Origin of the sequence: Microbacterium sp. SORGH_AS_0862 (genome assembly GCF_030818795.1) — a bacterium.
Lineage (GTDB): Bacteria > Actinomycetota > Actinomycetes > Actinomycetales > Microbacteriaceae > Microbacterium.
Genome location: NZ_JAUTAY010000001.1, coordinates 847470 through 863536 on the forward strand (window position 1 = coordinate 847470; position 16067 = coordinate 863536).

Consider the following 16067-nt stretch of genomic DNA (forward strand, 5'->3'; position numbering starts at 1 on the left):
ACCCTACGGCGCCGCACGGACGTCGGACCGATACGGCGGACGGCGGCACGCCGATGCCCCCGTCCGCATCAGCGGACAGGGGCGGGCGTGTGCTCACCGGGTACGGCATGCATCGGCTCCGCGTGGCCACCCCGCACGGGACGGGATGGCCACGCGGCGATCAGGCGCGGGCCCGACGCCGCCCTCGCCCGACCAGCACGACCATGAGGCCGATCGTCATGAGCAGCAGTGCCGCGAGCACTGCGCCCGTGATCGACAGGGTCATTCCGGTCACCGCGAGCGATTCCGGCGCGTACGCGTGGAAGGGATCGCTGTCGGTCAGGCGCACGGGCGCTCCCGAAGCATCGGTCACGGGGACCGGCGTGCCCGATCCGTCGACCTGCGGCTGCCCGGTCGGCACGCCGTTGCCGTCGGTGGCCGGCACGACGGGAGTACCGCCGACGCTGACCGTGTCCGCGTGGGTGACGCCCTCGCCGAGGCGCAGCGTTCCCTCGGCGAAGAAGGACGCACCGGGCGGGATCAACCCGTGCCAGGTTCCGCTCGCGACGAAGTCGTACGCCGCCGGCCCGCCGAACGCCGACAGGTCGGCGGTCCAGCGCTCCACGTCGGGACCGGTCGCGGTGGCGTCGGTCAGGTCGATCGCGGTCAGCCACGTCGAACCGGTGTTCGTGACCACCCAGCGAACCTTGTGCTCGCTGCCCGCCTTGTACTTCACGGCGTGAGCGCGGTCGTTCGCATCCTGAGCGTCGTCGACGAGGGGCTTCGTGGGCACGACCCAGCCGCCCGAGGCGTCCTTCACCGCGGGATCGACCTTGTCGCCGTCGTACTTGATGACCTGGATGCCGGACGTGAACGCGTTGTAGTCGTCACGATCCGTGACCGGGATGCCGCTGGCGACGCCCTCGCCCTCGACCACCGCACGGTCGACGTGGGGCTCTCCCCCGTCGAGCGTGAGGGTCGCGGAGCCCGTGATGACCTCACCCGGGCGCCAGACCGCATCGCCCGAGAACGTCTGCTCCCACCGAGCGCTCCAGCCGGAGTCCTGCTGCGTGGCCGCCAGCGTCGAGCCGTCGGGCAGCGTCCACACCAGAGACTGGATCCGGGCGCCCGAGAGGTGCTCGTCGCTCAGCACCACACGGTGCAGATCCTCATCGCCCGTGTTGGTGACGGTCAGCACGACCGTGCGGGTCTCGCCGTTCTCGTAGTTCTGGCCATCGGCCATCGTGTCCGCGTCGTTCGCGATCGTCGTGCCCTCACCGTCGCCCTTCTCGATGTCGACGTAGGGGCCGACGCCCGTGCGGGCGTGGAAGGGGTCGTCGTCGGTCAGCACGAACGGCACGCGCCGGGTCGGGTCGGACGGGTCGGGCACGGTGGCGCGGACGGCGTCCCCGTCCACGATCAACGGCTGGCCGTTCGGGGTCACCCCGTCGGTCCCGACCGCGGGCACCACGACGGTACCGGCGACGTCGACCGTGTCGGCGTGCGACTGCTCCGCGGGCAGGGTGAGAGTTCCCTGCGCGAAGAACGAGGCCCCGGGCGGCAGCAGGCCGCGCCACGGACCGCTCTCGGCGAACGAGTAGTCCGTCGGTCCGCCGAAGGCCGACAGGTCGGCCGTCCAGTCGGCACCGATGGCGGGACCCGCATCCGTCGTGTCGGTCAGCGTGATGTCGGTCATCCACGTCGTTCCGGCGTTCGTGACCACCCAGCGCACCGGCTCGGCCACACCGATCGGGTACTCGACGGCGTGATCGGCGTCATTCGCATCCTGCGCGGCATCCGCGAGGGGTTTGGCGGGCGTGACCCACGCTCCCGCGTCGTCGGTGATGGCCGGGTCGGGCTTGTTGCCGTCGTACTTGATCACCTGGATCGCACCCGTGAACGCGTTGTAGTCGTTCGAGTCCGACACCGGGATGCCGGAGAGCTGACCGACGGCGTCGACGCTCGCACGGTCCACATGGGCCTCGGAGGCGGTGCCCAGGGTCAGCGATGCCGTGCCGGTGATCACGTCGCCGGGCTGCCAGGGGCCTGCCCACGACGCCGACCAGGCACCGGTGGCGGGGTCCTGCGTCGCCGGCAGCGGTGTGCCGTCGGGCAGGGTCCAGCTCATCGAGACCACGGCGCCGCCGGCGATCGTGACGTCGCCGAGCTCGACCGAGACGAGGGGCTCGTCGCCGGTGTTGGTGGAGCGGAACACGATCGTGCGCGTCTCGCCCGGCGTGTACGCCTCGCCGTCGGCCATCGTGTCGGCCTCGTGGGCGATGGTCGTCCCCGATCCGTCACCCTTCTGGATGTCGACGATGGGGCCGACCCCGGTCTTGGCGTGGAACGGGTCCTCGTCGGTCACGGTGAAGGGGGTGCCGTCGTCGCGCTTCGCCGTGACCGGCGTGCCGCCGGAGGTGGCGGGCTGATCGGTCGGCTTGCCGTCCGCATCCGCTTCGGGGACGACGACCGTGCCCACCACGGTCACCTGGTCGGCGTGAGTGGTCGAAGCCGGCAGCGTCAGCGTGCCCTCGGCGAAGAACGAGGCGCCGGGGGCGAGAAGCCCCTGCCAGTTGCCGTCCCTCGTGAACGAGTAGTCCGCGGGGCCGCCGACGCCGGACAGGTCCGCTGTCCAGTCGTCGCCAACGGCGGGACCGTCCTGGGTGAGGTCGACCAGGGAGAGATCGGTCAGCCAGGTGTCACCCGTGTTGGTGACGACCCACCGCACCTTCTGCGGCGTGAGCACCGGGTAGGTCACCGCAGTGGCCTCGGTGTTCGCGTCCTGCGCCGGCGAGAGGAGCGGCTTGGCCGGCACGATCCAGTCGCCGGCCGTGTCCGTCACCGCCGGGTCGGGCAGGTTGCCGTCGTACTTGATCACCTGGATCGCCCCCGTGAAGGCGTTGTAGCCGTTCTCGTCGTCGACCGGCTGGCCGGAGAGCGCGCCCTCGGCGGTGACCGTGGCGACGTCCTGGTGCGCGCCGTCACCGACGCCAGGGGTCAGCACGGCGGTACCGACGATCACGTCGCCGACGGCCCACTCGGTCGCGCCCGGGGCGAAGGTGTTGGCCCACTCGGCCGTCCACACTCCCGTGGCGGCGTCGTAGTCCGCCGATGTCGTCGAGCCGTCGGGGAAGGCGAAGCTCAGCTGGGTCACGGCGCCTCCGGCGACCGTGGCGTCGGTGAGCGCCACCTTGCGCAGCGGCTCGGGGCCGGTGTTGACGACGCGGAACACGACGCTGCGCGACTCGTCGGGGCCATACACCTGACCGTCCGTGACGCTGTCGGCCTCGTGGACGATGGCGCCCGTAGCCCCGTTGCCATCGCCCTTGTGGATCTCGACCGAGGGCGTGACGGTGGTGGGGTTGGTGACGACGACGGCGATGGTCGTGGCGTCGCCGATCGTGAGGGTGGCCCCGTTCGCAGCGGGGGTGCCGCCGATCGTGAGCGTGGGCGTGCCCCAGGCGGCGCCCGCAGGCAGTCCCGTCGTCGGCGCGACCTCGGTCACGGTCACGACGGTCCCGGTCGGCAGGGCCGGCGAGGTCGCCGTCTCGCCGTTGCGCACCGTGAGGGTGCCGTCACCGCCCGACCACGTGTAGTCGATGTCGAACGTGGTGTCGGGGTCGAGGAGCGTCGTGCCCGGTCCCGTCACGTCCTTCGTCACCGAGAACTGGCCGTTCAGCGGGGTGGTCGGGTTCTGCATGGTCACCTGCACGGTCGTGCCGTCGCCGATGGTGACCGTCGCCGTGCCGTCGCCGTTGTCCACGACGCCCGTTCCGGAGAAGGCGACCGCACCCCAGGCCACGTCGGGCAGGGTCGGCGGTGTCTTCTCCCGCACCAGGACCGTCGACCCGGTGGGCAGCGCCGCGGGTCCGGTGACGGTCTCGCCGTCGGCGACCTCGGCGAGGTCGGTCCACGTCGTGCCGCCGTCGGTGGAGTACTCGGCGACGAAGGCCGTCGCCGCGGGCACCCGGGACGCGCCGGGCCCGGTGACGTCCTTGGTGATCGAGAAGCTCCCGGTCAGCAGCGTCGAGGGGTTGGTGAGCGTGAGCGCGGTGTCGGTGCCGTCGCCGACGGTCACCGTGGCCGTGCCGTCGCCGTTGTCACCGGCGCTCCACGTGGGAGTCGCGAAGGCGACGCTCGGATCGGCGCCTGTGATGGTGGGCTCGCTGAGGGTCACCACCGTGCCGTAGGGCAGCGGAAGGCTCGTCGCCTTCCACGCTGCACTCTTCAGCTCCAGCGTCCCACTGCCGGCGGCCGAGGAGTACGCGACCGTGAAGACGGCGTCCTCGAGCTGGTCCGAGGCCAGCGTGAAGTCGCCGGTGACCTGCTTGGTCACCGTGATCGTTCCCGGCGCGAACAGGGTGTTCGTCACGACGAGGGCGAGCGTCGTGCCCGTCCCGGTCAGCGCGTGGTAGCCGTCGGCATCCGCTGCACCTGCGCCGGACACGGCGTAGGACTTCACCTTGGGGTCGCTCTCGGAGAGCTTGATGCGGGTTCCGACGGGCACGGTGAACGTGCCGGAGACCTCACCTGCTTCGAGCGTCACGCTGTTCTGGGTCAGCGGCGGCGAGAGGGATCCGCCGCGGAAGTCGCGTGCGGCGAGATCGATCGTGAACTGCTGACCGTCGGTGGCGGCGCCGCCCGAGGCGTCGATGTCCTTCTCGACCGTGAACGGAACGTTCGCGATGAAACCGGCGTCGATCGTGTGGTCGTTGAATCCGGCTCCGGCGATCGTGACCGAGGCTTGGCCGGATGCGTCGGCGTCGGAGTCGATCGCCCGGTCACCGCCCTGGACGGTCTTCGTGAACGACGCGTCCTGCCAGCGCACGGCACCGAAGCTCGTCGCGTTCGGCCCGCGCAGGTCCATGGTGCCCGAGGCGGGCTTCACGAACGTCACCGTGTAGGAGCCGGAGGTCGCGAAGCCGTCGGCGTCGGAGCGGAAGTAGTACTCGCCGTTCTCGGCGGTCACCTTGGTGGCGACCACGGTTCCGGTGCTGTCGCGCAGTTCGACCGTCACACCCGCGATCGAAGGCTCGTCGGCATCCTGGATGCCGTCCTGGTCGGCGTCGAACCACACGCGGTTGCCGATCTCGACCGGCGCCTCCCGTGCGACCAGCGCGACGGCACCGAGGCCGCCGCCCTTCTGGAACGTCCCGTCGGCCGAGGGCGAGCCGCCGCCGTCGGCGGTCTGCTCGTAACCGGAGAGCGAGCGGCCGTTGTTCTGGTTGAACCACTGCAGACCGCCCAAACGGATGCCGCTGAGCGGGTCGTAGGTCGTCGCGACGACCTCACCCGTGCCCCGCATGCCGATGACCGAACCGAGGGTGTTCTCCCGGTGATAGGTTCCGCTGCCGAGGTTCTGGCGGTCGTCGTAGAACTCGCGCCCGCCGGGCCCTTCGGGCGTCGCACCCACGGCGGCGGTGCGGGTGCCCACGACACCGTTGTTCTCCATGACGAAGCCCGCGCCGTTGGGCGCGGCGATCAGCAGGTCGCCGCCGGATGCGGTCTCGTAGGAGCCGGTGCTGACGGTGCCCCAGTTGCGGTTACCGCCCTGGACCGCCGTACGGTCGAGCAGCCCGAGGTTGAGGTAGCCCTCGTCGTCGAAGTACAGGCTCGACAGGATGGGCTGGGGGTAGATGTGCCAGCCGCCGTTGGTCTCGCTGACCGAGCCGCCCGACCACGTCCAGGTGTCGGTCCAGCTGTTCCAGCGCTTGGCCTGGGTGCTGAGCGCGCCGAGCGCGACGTCGCCCTTGGCGTAACCGAGCGAAGAGGAGAGCACCTCGGTCCACGTTCCCGGCGCGCCTGCGGGCGTGGAGAGCACGTGCAGCGACATGCCTGCCGCGGCGGCGGAGAGCCCGGGCCGCGGACCGGACGCGGTCTCGCCGGAGTCGACGTAGCCGACGTAGATCGTGCCGTTGTGCACCGTGACGGCCCAGGGACGCTGGCCGTCGCCGAGCCCCAGATCCCAGGACGTGTAACCGGTCGGCGTGACGGAGGGGTCGGAGACGTCGATCGAGTACAGCTTCTTGTCGTGGAGGTTGATGAAGAACAGGGTCGAGCCGTCGGCGGAGAGGGCGACGCCGCCCACGCCGATCTTGCCGGCCTTCTCGAAACCATCCACGTCGTGGCTCGCCGTCGTCGCGGAGGTGAGCCCGCGGGAGGCGTTCGTCGCGGCCGTGCCGAGATCGATCCCCAGGTCCGTCAGATCCAGCCACGGCGTGACAGAGCCGGCGGCCGAGGGCTTGCCGTCGGCGCCGAGCACGTCGCTGACCCGGTAGAGGCCGCCGATGCCGAGCGATCCGAGCCCGCTCTGGCGCTTGTAGGTCGCGAAGGCGAACACGCTGTTGGACTGCGGCTGATAGACGACGCTCGAGACCGCACCGACCTCGCCGAAGGTCGCGAGGGTCGTGAGGTTCGCGAATCCGGCCGGCTGCGCGCCCGAGTAGCTCGCCTCGTACGGCAATGCCGTGATCGCCGCTCCGTTGATGGCTGCCGGCGAGCCGCCCTGCGCCGCCGTCGGGGCGCCCGCCCGCTGGATGGAGGTGACGATCGGCGCCTTGGCCTGGGAGTAGTCGCCGGGCTGGTTGAGGGCGAAGTCCACGCCGGACTGGCCGACCTCGGCGAACTGCACGCTCGTGCCGTTGGTGCCCGCGGCGCTCGTGCCGCTCGGCTCGTACGCGGTGGGCCAGCCGGAGAACTCGACGCGCACGTCGGAGCTCAACGCATCCGAGGCGTCGATCGCGTAGGTGCCGTCCGCCGCGGAGGTCGTCGTGCCCAGCAGCGTGCCGGCGCCGTCGACGACCCTGACCGTGACGCCCGCGAGCCCGCGGTCGTTCGCCTGCCCGGTTCCCGCGGCGTTGCCGGTGTCGAAGAAGCCGTTGCCGTTGAAGTCACGGAAGACGGTCCCGCGCACCTCGTCCTGAGGCGCGGCCGAAGCGGGTGCCGCGGCGGCGAGGCCTGCGCCGGTGAGGGCGAGCGTCCACGCCATCGCTGCGCCGAGCAGACGCCGGCGAGCGTGTCTAGGGCGGGCAAGTGCAGTGAGCATGACAGTCCTCCGGCGGAGTCTCGGGCGAGCGTGCGAGAACAGGGGAAGTCCCCCTCGGGCAGGGGAGCATCTTCAGGCTCTCGTTCCGACCGAGCGCGCGGCCGGGTGAGTCGGGTATTTCACCCGCCCTTTCACCCGTATCCGATGCCAACACGGGCACCGGCGCTCTGCACGGTTAGTATCCGGTCATGCCTGCTTCCTCGAGGGGCCGTCTCGCGGCCGCTCTCGCTGCCCTCGCCCTGGCCGCATCCGCCCTCGCCGCCTGCGCCGCCGAACCCGCGACACTCGAGACGGTCGCCGTGCCGGCGGATGCCCCCACGATCTCCGATGCCGTGGCGCGGGTCGCCGAAGGCGGGCTCATCCTCGTCTCGCCGGGCGTCTATCCCGAACAGGTGCTCGTCGACAAGCCGGGCGTGACCGTGCGCGGCCTCGATCGCAACGAGACCGTCGTCGACGGCGAGGGGCAGCGCCCCTACGGGATCGTCGCGATCGCCGACGGCATCAGCGTCGAGAACCTGACGGTGACGGGAGCGACCTTCTACGGCGTGCTCGTCACGGGACTCCACGACGAGAACGGGCCCACGGCGCACGGCGGCGGCGGATACACGCACCTGGACCCGGAGAAGTTCCCCCCGGTGCAGCGCTTCTCGATCGATCACGTCACGGCCTACAACAACGGCCTGTACGGTCTGTACGCCTTCGACGCCCAGCACGGCGTCATCTCGAACTCTTACGCGTCCGGCTCCGCCGACAGCGGGATCTACGTCGGACAGTGCCGCGACTGCGACATCACCGTCAGAGACAACATCGCCGAGAACAACGCCGTCGGCTTCGAGAACGCGAACGCCTCCGACAGCGTGTACATCGTCGGCAACCGCTTCAGCCGCAACCGTGTCGGCCTGACACTGATCTCCAATTACCAGGAAGCCTTCGTCCCGCAGTCGGGCAACACGGTCGTCGGCAACCTCGTCTCGGACAACGTCGAACCCACGTCCCCCGTGCAGGCCGACGGCGGGTTCGGGATCGGGATCGGCATCAGCGGCGGCACGAACAACGACATCCGCGACAACCGCATCGTCGGCAACGCCCGGGCCGGGGTCCTCCTGGCGGGCACCGAGGACCTGCGGGCGCAGGGCAATGTCTTCACCGGCAACGCCTTCGAGGGCAACGGCGTCGACACCGCCAACGTCTCGGGCCCGCGGGCGCCCGCACAGGGCAACTGCGTCGACCCGGACGCCACCACGGTGCTGCCGGACACCCTCGCCGCGGACTGCGCGAGCGGGGTGGACCAGCCCGCCGCCACCTCGGCTGAGCTGCCCGCATCCGTCGCACCGCCGGGCGTCAGCTTCCGCGCGGTGCCGCCGCCGCCACCGCAGCCGCAGCTTCCCGACCCCGAGGCGCCCGCACGCTCGCTCCCCGCCTCCGTCGGCGCTCCCGACCTCAGCCGCTACGCGCTTCCGGCGGCCGATCTGCTCGCCGCCGGGGCTCGCGGATGAGACGCCGCCTCGCGGCCGCGCTCGCGGTCGCCGCCGTCGCGATCGCGACCCTGACCGGGTGCGCCGCCGCGTCGTCCGAGGAGTTCGCCGCCGGCGATGCACGTCCCCTCACGAGCGAGGAGGCGCAGGATCTCGCGACGATGCGGCTGCGCAACCAGGACACCGGCGCTCGCGCGATCTCGTTCTCGCTCACCGAGAAGGGCAGCGAGGCGCGCTTCGACGGCTGGTACGACTACGCGACGGCGATCGGCTACGGCCGGTGGCAGAGCGCCGATCCGCAACTGCTGGTGTGGAACACGCAGGTCGCGGGCACGCATCCGGTTTCGGCCGCGACGCCGTCCGGCGACGACGGCCCCGCGCCGCTGCCCATCCCCGACGCCGATCAACTCGACACGGCGTGGGCGGGAGGGGCACTGGATCCCAGCGGTTCCCGCCGCGACGCCCTCCTGTCGGTCATCGCGCAGCTCGGCGCCGATCGCCCGGACAACCCGCTGCTGCTGCAGCAGGGCGGAGCGCTCTGGCTCGGCACGCGAGAGGTCGACGGTGAGACGCTGACGGTCTACGCGGGACCCGAGAGCGATCAGGTCGCCGCGACACCCGCCGCCGACCCCGCCGCAGCCACCGTCCGCTACTGGCTCGACAGCACGTCACTCCTGCGCCGGCTCGATGTGCGCCTCGGTGGAGCCACGGAGTGGACGACCGTCACGTTCGCGGATGCCGACGGCGTCTCGCTCCCCGACGTGTTCACCGCGGCGGCGGGAACGACGCCGTGAGCGAGACACCCGCATCCGGGATCAGCCGGCGCGCACTGCTGCTGGGCGGCGGCATCGGAATCGGCGGCGCGGCACTCGGCGCCGCGGGTGGGTGGGCGCTCGCGCAGAGCGCGGCGCCCGTTCCCGATGCTGCTCCGACGGCCGGAACCGCGACCGTTCCCTCGCGGGGGCGCACGCAGGCGGGCATCGCTCGTCCGGCCACGCCGCAGCGCAACGGACTGGTGGTCGTCGCCGACACCCCCGAGATCACCACGGCGGACGGAGTGCTCGCGATGCTGGCATCGCTCGGCGACCGCATCGACGCTCTCACCGATCCCGCAGCCACCGAGCGCGTCGTGCTGCCGGACGGCCCCGGCGACCTGACGATCACGGTCGGCATCGGTCCTCGACTGGTCGCCGCGATCGACACGTCGCTCCCGGGAGCGGCGACGCTCCCGCGCTTCGCGAGCGACGCGTCACTGTCCGATGACATGCGCGGCGGGGACCTGCTGATCTCGGCCTATGCGTCGGATGCGGGTGCGCTGCACGCGAGCATCGCCGATGTCCTCGCCGCCGCAGGTGGCGCCGTCCGCCGGTGGACGCAGCCTTGCGTCCGAGGCGCCGGCGAGGGCACCATCGTGCGCAATCCGCTCGGGTACCACGACGGGATCATCGTGCCGCACACAGGCGACGAGCTCGACGAGAACGTCTGGATCGCCGACGGCCCGGCAGCCGGAGGGACGATCGCGGTCATCCGGCGCCTCCGACTCGACACCGCCGGGTTCGGCGCACTGCCGGGCGAGCGGCAGGATGCGGTCGTCGGCCGCGTGCGCGCCACGGGCGATCCCCTGTCCGGCGGTGGCCCCACGGCCGAGGCGGACCTGACGGCGAAGAGCCCGGACGGCAGCTATCTCGTGCCGTCGCGCTCGCACGTGCGCGCGGCCCACCCCTCGTTCACGGGCAGCCGGCTCATGCTCCGGCGCGGGTACGCGTACAGCAATGCCGCAGGCCCCGGACAGGAGCCCGACGACGGCCTGCTGTTCATGTGCTTCCAGCGGGAGCTCGACGACTTCGTGCGCACTCAGCATCGCCTCGACGAGACGGACGACCTGATGACGTTCGCCACGCCGACCGCATCCGCGTCGTTCCTCATCGTTCCGGGGCGGACGGACGGCGCCCTCGGCGCGAGCCTCGGTCGCTGAGAGTCCGGGCCTGGGTCGCTGAGCGTCAGAGCGGAAGGGTGCCGCGCATGACGGCGATCGCGCAGAGCAGGACGCTCGCCGCGAGGACGAGGGAGGGTCAGACCGAGCATGGCCAGGCGCACAGCGGCGCGGGAGGAGCGGGGCATGGGGGCCTCCGGGCGGTGAGGGTGCGGCGCTATCGGAGACCGACGGCCGAGCGTCGATGTCCGACAGACGGGATCGGGTGAACAGACGCTCACCTCGGCGCACGGTGCCGCGAACACCCCGACGCCGGGTTTCACCCGTGGCTTCACGCCGGCCCGTTCAGGCCGCGACGATCCCCCCGTTCAGACCCGCGAGGGTGCCGACGACGGCGAGCGCGACGAACGAGCCGTTGAAGACGATGTGGGCGACGAGCGCCGCCCAGAATCTGCCGGTCACCAGCACCAGCACGGACGTTGCGAGTCCGAACAGCGCGATGGATGCGGCGCCGGCCGCGCCGTCGGACAGCGATCCGGTGAACTGGTGGAGCAGCAGGAAGATCCCCGTGCTGATCAGGGCCGCCCCCGCGCCGGCGACCGACGGCGAGCGCGTGAGGCGACGGAACACGGTGTACAGCGCGACCAGCAAGAACCCGCGGAAGAAGAACTCCTCCACGACGGGCGAGATGACGACGGGCACGACGGCGTCGACGAGCCAGTCCACACCCGAGAGACCGCCGTTGGTCGTGGACAGCGCAGGCCAGAGCGCGGTGCCGCGCTCCGCCTGCTCGAACCAGCCGCTGATGACGCGCAGGCCGAGTCCGAGGATCAGCCCGAAGAGCAGGTCCGTCGCGCGGAAGCGCAGGAGACCCCGCGGCACCGAGCGGGAGTACGCGATCACGACGGGCACGATCATCGAGGCCCAGAGCACGATGCTGCCGACCCACCCGCCCAGCGTTCCGCCGATCAGCGTCGACGCCGCCGTCGCGATCAGTAGACCGGCGCCGAGCCCCATGAGCGCGCCGCCCACCAGCAGCCAGCTCCACCGCTGTGTCGTGCTGCCGCCCTGCAGCCAGACACGCGGTGCGCGTGGACGCCGCCGGCGGGGACGACGCTCGGGTTCCGGCTGCTCGTCGATCTCCGCCTCGACGAGACCGAGGTTCCCGAATCGCCCCACGCCCTCCGCCGCATCCCGGCGGTGAGCGGTCCAGGCTCCGTCCGAGGCGCGCTCGAAGCGCGAGGAACGATAGGCGCCGGACTCGCCGCGGTCGGGCTCGGTAGGATCGCTCACAGGAGCCAGGTTACCGGGCAGGGCCCGGCGGACAGGAGACACCCGCGATGCTCGAGGTTCTGACGGTGTGCACCGGCAACATCTGCCGCTCGCCGTTCGCCGAGGTGATCCTCCGCGACGAACTGGGCCGGGTGGGCGTCACGGCCGCGAGCGCCGGAGTGAAGGCACTCGTCGACCAGCCCATGACGCCCGAGGCGGCGGCGCTCGCGCAGGCGTACGGCGTTCCGCAGGATCTGATCGGTGCGCATCGCGCGCGCTGGCTGAACGAGAGCCATCTGCGCACCCCCGCACTCGTGCTGGCGATGACGCGGGAGCACCGCAGAGCGGCGGTGGAGCTCGCTCCCGCGGCGACCCGGCGCACCTTCACCGTGCGCGAGCTCGCTCGCCTGGCCGCGCACGTGTCGGACGACGATGCCCGCTCGGTGGCCGGCGCGGCGGGCTCCGATCCGCGCGCCCGGCTGGATGCGTTGCTCGGACACCTCGTTTCGGTGCGCGGCGAGATCGACACTCCGGCCGATCCCTCGCTCGACGACGTCGTCGATCCGTACCGGCGGGAGTGGGAGGTGTACGAGCAGATGGCGTCCGAACTGATGCCTGCGCTGGGCGAGACGGTACGGCTTCTCGCGGTCGCCGTGCGTCCATGACGCCTCATTAGAGTTTTCAACCGATTGCGTCAAGTGCTCTGCGCCAACTCCCAGAGTTCTGCCAGAGTGGTGCGGTCAACCCGTCTCGAGCAAAAGGACTCCTCATGACTCAGCAGCCCGCTCCCGGCGTCGACTACCCGGGCAAGACTCTCGGGGTCGTCGGCCTGGTCGTCGCGATCTTCTTCAACGTCATCGGCCTCATCATCTCCGCCATCGCCTTCAACCAGTCGAAGAAGGCCGGCTACAAGAACACCCCCGCCCTCGTCGGGATCATCATCGGGGCCGTGCTCTTCGGCCTGGGCGTCATCCTCTGGATCGTCGCCATCGCCGCCGGCGTCGCCGCGGTGAACATGAACAGCTACTGAGACCCCGCAACGCGAGGGGCCGCATCCTTTCGGATGCGGCCCCTCGTCGTTTCTCGTGCCCTGCCGACGGCCCTCGCATCCAGCGTTCTTTATTCACGGTCTGCGACGCGGATTCCCCGCGGCGAAAGGGAGTTGAGTAGGGCACGTGGACGCAGAGAGTGCGACACGGGTGCCGGTGGAGACAGACCCCTGCGGTGGGTTGGCGGTCTCTCCCCCCGACACAGCTTCCGTGTCGTGACGTGTTCGTCGGTACCCGCACAAGCGCAGACGTCGGGTCCGGTCACGCTCTGCACCCGCACTCGGACCGCTGCGTCGCGTCTCGACGCCGCCGCAGCGGTCCGAGTGGTTCGATGTCGAGCCGGTCGTGTCGCGGTGGGGCGGGCGGGGCTCGGGATGCCGATCGCCCCCTCACCGCGAGACGACCGGCCCGCGGACGGCGTCAGGATGCGGCCAGGCTCCCCACGCCTCCGTCGTGGTAGACGAGCGGCGCCGTGCCGCGATGACTCGATCCGCCGAGCACCTCCAGCACGACGAGTCGATGATCGCCCAGGGGCTCGTCGCTGTGCACGCGGCACTCGAGCCACATCCGCGCGCCGTCGATGAGAATGGCGCCGCCGTCGGTCTGCGCGGTGACGAGGCCGGCGAACCGGTCCCCCGACCGCGACGCGAGCGTGCGCACCGCTGCCGCGTTCTCCTCACCGAGCACCGAGACACCGATACGTGCCGCGCCGGCGATCAGCGGCCAGGTGCGAGAGGACTGTTGCGCGGAGAAGAGCACGAGCGGCGGGTCGAACGAGATGCCGAGGGCGAACGAGGTCGCCACCATCGCCTGCGGCCCCTCCGAGGTGAGCGCGCAGATCGCCGCGATCCCGGTGGGATGCTGCGCGAACATGTCGCGTACCGCATCCGCGTCCTTGGGGGCGGCGGGCAGGACGGTACGGGCGATCCCGTCGGGTCCGGGGACGATCTGCGCCCACGGGTGGTTCCAGGTCATTGCGGCTCTCCTTCGCACCCGTCCAGCGCAGTCCGCGGGTGCACAGCCACGCTACGAAGCCGGTGTTACGCGGGCTTTACGCGGGAGTGAAGATGCCTGACGGCGATCAACCGATTACCGAGAGCTATCGTCACGCGGCGGGACGCGCCACGCGTTCACGCACCGAGCCGCCGCCGTCGGTGGCGCGCCGGTCGCCGGCGGCGCGGATGTCGCGCACAGCCGCGCCCGACGCGTCACCCGGGGCGCGCCCGCCGTCGTCGTCGACGGGAAGCGTGATCGTGGCCGTCGTGCCCTGGCCCACCGTGCTGCACAGCAGCACCTCGCCGCCCTGCCGTTCGATGAGCGCCTTCGTGCTCGCCAGCCCGATGCCCGTCCCGCCGTCATCCGGGTTCGACAGCCGCCCGCGTTCGAGGGGGTCGAAGATGCGCTCCAGGTCCTCCGGGGCGATGCCGCGCCCGCGATCCGAGATCGCGATGCGCACCTGGGAACCGTCGATCTCGACCGAGATCTCGATGGGGCCCTCGCTGTACTTCGCCGCGTTGTCGACGAGATTCGCGATCGCGCGCCGCAGAGCCACCGGATCCGCCTGCACCGCGACCGAACGCGGCGAGCGATAGCGGATGCGTCCGTACGCGTCGCCGGGGAGCACGAGCTCGGCGGCCTCCCGCACCGTGACGGACGCATCCGCACGGTTCCGTGCCTGGCGCGGGCGGGTGGGCACGAGCCGCGCCGAGAGGTCCTGGATCATCGTGGCGAGATGGTCGGTGACGGCGGAGATCCGCTCGATGGCGGCGGTCGTGTTGCCGCCGGGCTCGGCCATCAGGTCCACGTAGCCGCGCAGGGCGGTGATCGGCGAGAGGAAGTCGTGCGCGAAGGCACGCAGGAAGTCGAGCTCCGCATCCTCGCGCTGTTTGGCGGCGGTGAGGTCGGAGACGATCTTCACGAAGCCTGCGACCTCTCCCGCGTCGTCGCGCAGCGCCGTGATGATGACGTGCGCCCAGAACAGCGAGCCGTCGGCACGCACCCGCCAGCCGTTGTCTTCGACCGATCCCCGCGTCGCAGCGATCGCGAGCAGGCGCAGCGGCACACCGCGCAGGCGGTCCTCCTCGCGATAGAAGCGCGTGGAGGAGGAGCCGAGGATCTCCTCGGGCGCGTACCCCTTCAACTTCTCGGCGCCGGGGTTCCACCCCACCACCCGAGCCTCGACGTCGAGGTGCACGATGGCCACGGAGGTGACCTGCGCGGTCCAGTCCTGCACGAGCGCACCCGTCGCGGCGTCCGCGGGGACGGCGGCGACGGGAACGGGCAGGCCGACACCGGATGCGGGCGCGGCGGCGGCGGGCGCCTCGTCGAACGACGGCGCTGCGGAGGATTCGGACTCGGAGATATCGGCTCCCATCGGGACGTCGATCAGTTCATCGCTCGTCGGTTCGAGGCGTCGGGTACGCGTCATCTGGATTCTGCCCCAAACGCGCCCCCGCCGCATCCACTCAACGGCTCACGACGCGAGTCTGCGCAGCGCCGCGCCTTTGTGAGCCGCCTCGGCACCGGTCTTCTCCGAGGCGACGATGTACGCGGGTTCTTCGGCGGAGGCGGTGAAGCGCTGTCCGTCGAAGGTGAAGTCACGAGTACGCGCGTCGACGATCCGCCCGCGGGTGCGCCCCTGGGACGTGTTCCAACTCACTCGGTCGCCCACGCTCAGCCGCTTGCTCATGTGGTCAATGTTGCATCGGCGTCTCGCCGCCGGCGGCCGGCTTGACAGCACCCCACGGCGCGCGTTTATCACATCCGCTCTCGCGGAGGAGGGGCCTCGACCGAGCGGATCGGCGCGCATGACGATGGCGACACGCATCCGCAGAGGAGGAGACGGACATGTCCGAGAACGCACACGAGGAACTCGCCGGACTGATCAAGAAGTTCCGGTTCGCCATGGTCACCACCGCCGAGGCCGACGGCAAGCTCGTCGCACACCCGCTCACCGTGCAGGAGGCGGAGTTCGACGGCGACCTGTGGTTCATCGTCGGCACGGGGACCTCCGCCGCGGTCAACGTCGCGCGCGAGCCCCGCGTGAACGTGTCGCTCAGCAGCGACGACACGTGGGTGTCACTGTCGGGAACGGCCCAGATGGTCGACGACAGGGCGAAGCTCGCCGAGCTGTGGAGTCCCGCCGTCGACGCCTGGTTCGAGGGCGGCCCGGAGGACCCGGCCGCGGGTCTGCTGCGCTTCCGCGCCGACAGCGCGGAGTACTGGACGGCGCCCGGCGGCAAGATCGTCCGCGCCGTCGCCGCCCTCACCGGCCACCGCGTCGAGGGTGAGAACGAGGCCGTCGAACTCTGACC

11 protein-coding genes are annotated in these 16067 nt (G+C 71.2%); 6 read left to right on the forward strand and 5 right to left on the reverse strand.

Annotated elements, in window-relative coordinates; translation table 11 throughout:
• Positions 1-160 precede the first annotated feature (160 nt).
• Entirely contained in the window at positions 161-7024 is a 6864-nt protein-coding gene (locus tag QE377_RS03960; RefSeq protein WP_307319827.1) for an SdrD B-like domain-containing protein, read from the reverse strand.
• A gap of 188 nt (positions 7025-7212) precedes the next feature.
• On the opposite strand from QE377_RS03960, the gene QE377_RS03965 reads away from it, so the two are divergent.
• From QE377_RS03965 to QE377_RS03975, 3 genes are read left to right on the forward strand one after another with little or no spacing between them, the layout of a single operon-like run.
• A complete protein-coding gene (locus tag QE377_RS03965; RefSeq protein ID WP_307319828.1) occupies positions 7213-8520 on the forward strand; it encodes a nitrous oxide reductase family maturation protein NosD in 1308 nt (435 codons plus the stop codon).
• A complete protein-coding gene (locus QE377_RS03970) occupies positions 8517-9293 on the forward strand; it encodes a hypothetical protein (protein WP_307319829.1) in 777 nt (258 codons plus the stop codon). The genes QE377_RS03965 and QE377_RS03970 overlap by 4 nt, the downstream gene beginning before the upstream one ends.
• Positions 9290-10474 (forward strand): Dyp-type peroxidase, encoded by a 1185-nt coding sequence (locus QE377_RS03975; RefSeq protein WP_307319830.1) that lies wholly within the window; start codon positions 9290-9292, stop codon positions 10472-10474. Before QE377_RS03970 ends, QE377_RS03975 begins: the two co-directional genes overlap by 4 nt.
• A 303-nt stretch (positions 10475-10777) precedes the next feature.
• On the opposite strand, the gene QE377_RS03980 is transcribed toward QE377_RS03975, so the two are convergent.
• Complete coding sequence (locus tag QE377_RS03980; RefSeq protein ID WP_307319831.1) at positions 10778-11725, reverse strand: CPBP family intramembrane glutamic endopeptidase; 948 nt, start codon at positions 11723-11725, stop codon at positions 10778-10780.
• A gap of 47 nt (positions 11726-11772) precedes the next feature.
• Between QE377_RS03980 and QE377_RS03985 the strand changes: the two genes are divergently transcribed.
• Positions 11773-12369, forward strand: coding sequence for a low molecular weight phosphatase family protein (locus QE377_RS03985; protein ID WP_307319832.1), 597 nt, complete (start codon positions 11773-11775; stop codon positions 12367-12369).
• Between the two features lie 104 nt (positions 12370-12473).
• Entirely contained in the window at positions 12474-12734 is a 261-nt protein-coding gene (locus QE377_RS03990) for a hypothetical protein (RefSeq protein ID WP_307319833.1), read from the forward strand.
• A 439-nt stretch (positions 12735-13173) separates the two neighbouring features.
• On the opposite strand, the gene QE377_RS03995 is transcribed toward QE377_RS03990, so the two are convergent.
• The 3 genes from QE377_RS03995 to QE377_RS04005 form a co-directional block, all read right to left on the reverse strand.
• The gene (locus tag QE377_RS03995) at positions 13174-13728 is read right to left on the reverse strand and encodes a flavin reductase family protein (RefSeq protein WP_307319834.1); all 555 of its coding nucleotides are present in this window, start codon (positions 13726-13728) and stop codon (positions 13174-13176) included.
• Positions 13729-13858: 130 nt separating this feature from the next.
• Entirely contained in the window at positions 13859-15181 is a 1323-nt protein-coding gene (locus QE377_RS04000; RefSeq protein WP_307319835.1) for a PAS domain-containing sensor histidine kinase, read from the reverse strand.
• A 45-nt stretch (positions 15182-15226) separates the two neighbouring features.
• Positions 15227-15442: a DUF2945 domain-containing protein gene (locus QE377_RS04005; RefSeq protein WP_307319836.1), complete on the reverse strand. Its 216-nt coding sequence runs from the start codon at positions 15440-15442 to the stop codon at positions 15227-15229.
• 158 nt (positions 15443-15600) lie between these two features.
• Between QE377_RS04005 and QE377_RS04010 the strand changes: the two genes are divergently transcribed.
• A complete protein-coding gene (locus tag QE377_RS04010) occupies positions 15601-16065 on the forward strand; it encodes a pyridoxamine 5'-phosphate oxidase family protein (protein WP_307319837.1) in 465 nt (154 codons plus the stop codon).
• The last annotated feature ends 2 nt before the right edge of the window (positions 16066-16067 follow it).

Bases quoted from the DNA above. Each gene is read 5' to 3' on its own strand.
- QE377_RS04005 (WP_307319836.1), bottom strand. From the start codon at position 15,442: ATGAGCAAGCGGCTGAGCGTGGGCGACCGAGTGAGTTGGAACACGTCC.
- QE377_RS03970 (WP_307319829.1), top strand. From the start codon at position 8,517: ATGAGACGCCGCCTCGCGGCCGCGCTCGCGGTCGCCGCCGTCGCGATC.
- QE377_RS04000 (WP_307319835.1), bottom strand. From the start codon at position 15,181: ATGACGCGTACCCGACGCCTCGAACCGACGAGCGATGAACTGATCGAC.
- QE377_RS04010 (WP_307319837.1), top strand. From the start codon at position 15,601: ATGTCCGAGAACGCACACGAGGAACTCGCCGGACTGATCAAGAAGTTC.
- QE377_RS03965 (WP_307319828.1), top strand. From the start codon at position 7,213: ATGCCTGCTTCCTCGAGGGGCCGTCTCGCGGCCGCTCTCGCTGCCCTC.
- QE377_RS03995 (WP_307319834.1), bottom strand. From the start codon at position 13,728: ATGACCTGGAACCACCCGTGGGCGCAGATCGTCCCCGGACCCGACGGG.
- QE377_RS03990 (WP_307319833.1), top strand. From the start codon at position 12,474: ATGACTCAGCAGCCCGCTCCCGGCGTCGACTACCCGGGCAAGACTCTC.
- QE377_RS03985 (WP_307319832.1), top strand. From the start codon at position 11,773: ATGCTCGAGGTTCTGACGGTGTGCACCGGCAACATCTGCCGCTCGCCG.
- QE377_RS03960 (WP_307319827.1), bottom strand. From the start codon at position 7,024: ATGCTCACTGCACTTGCCCGCCCTAGACACGCTCGCCGGCGTCTGCTC.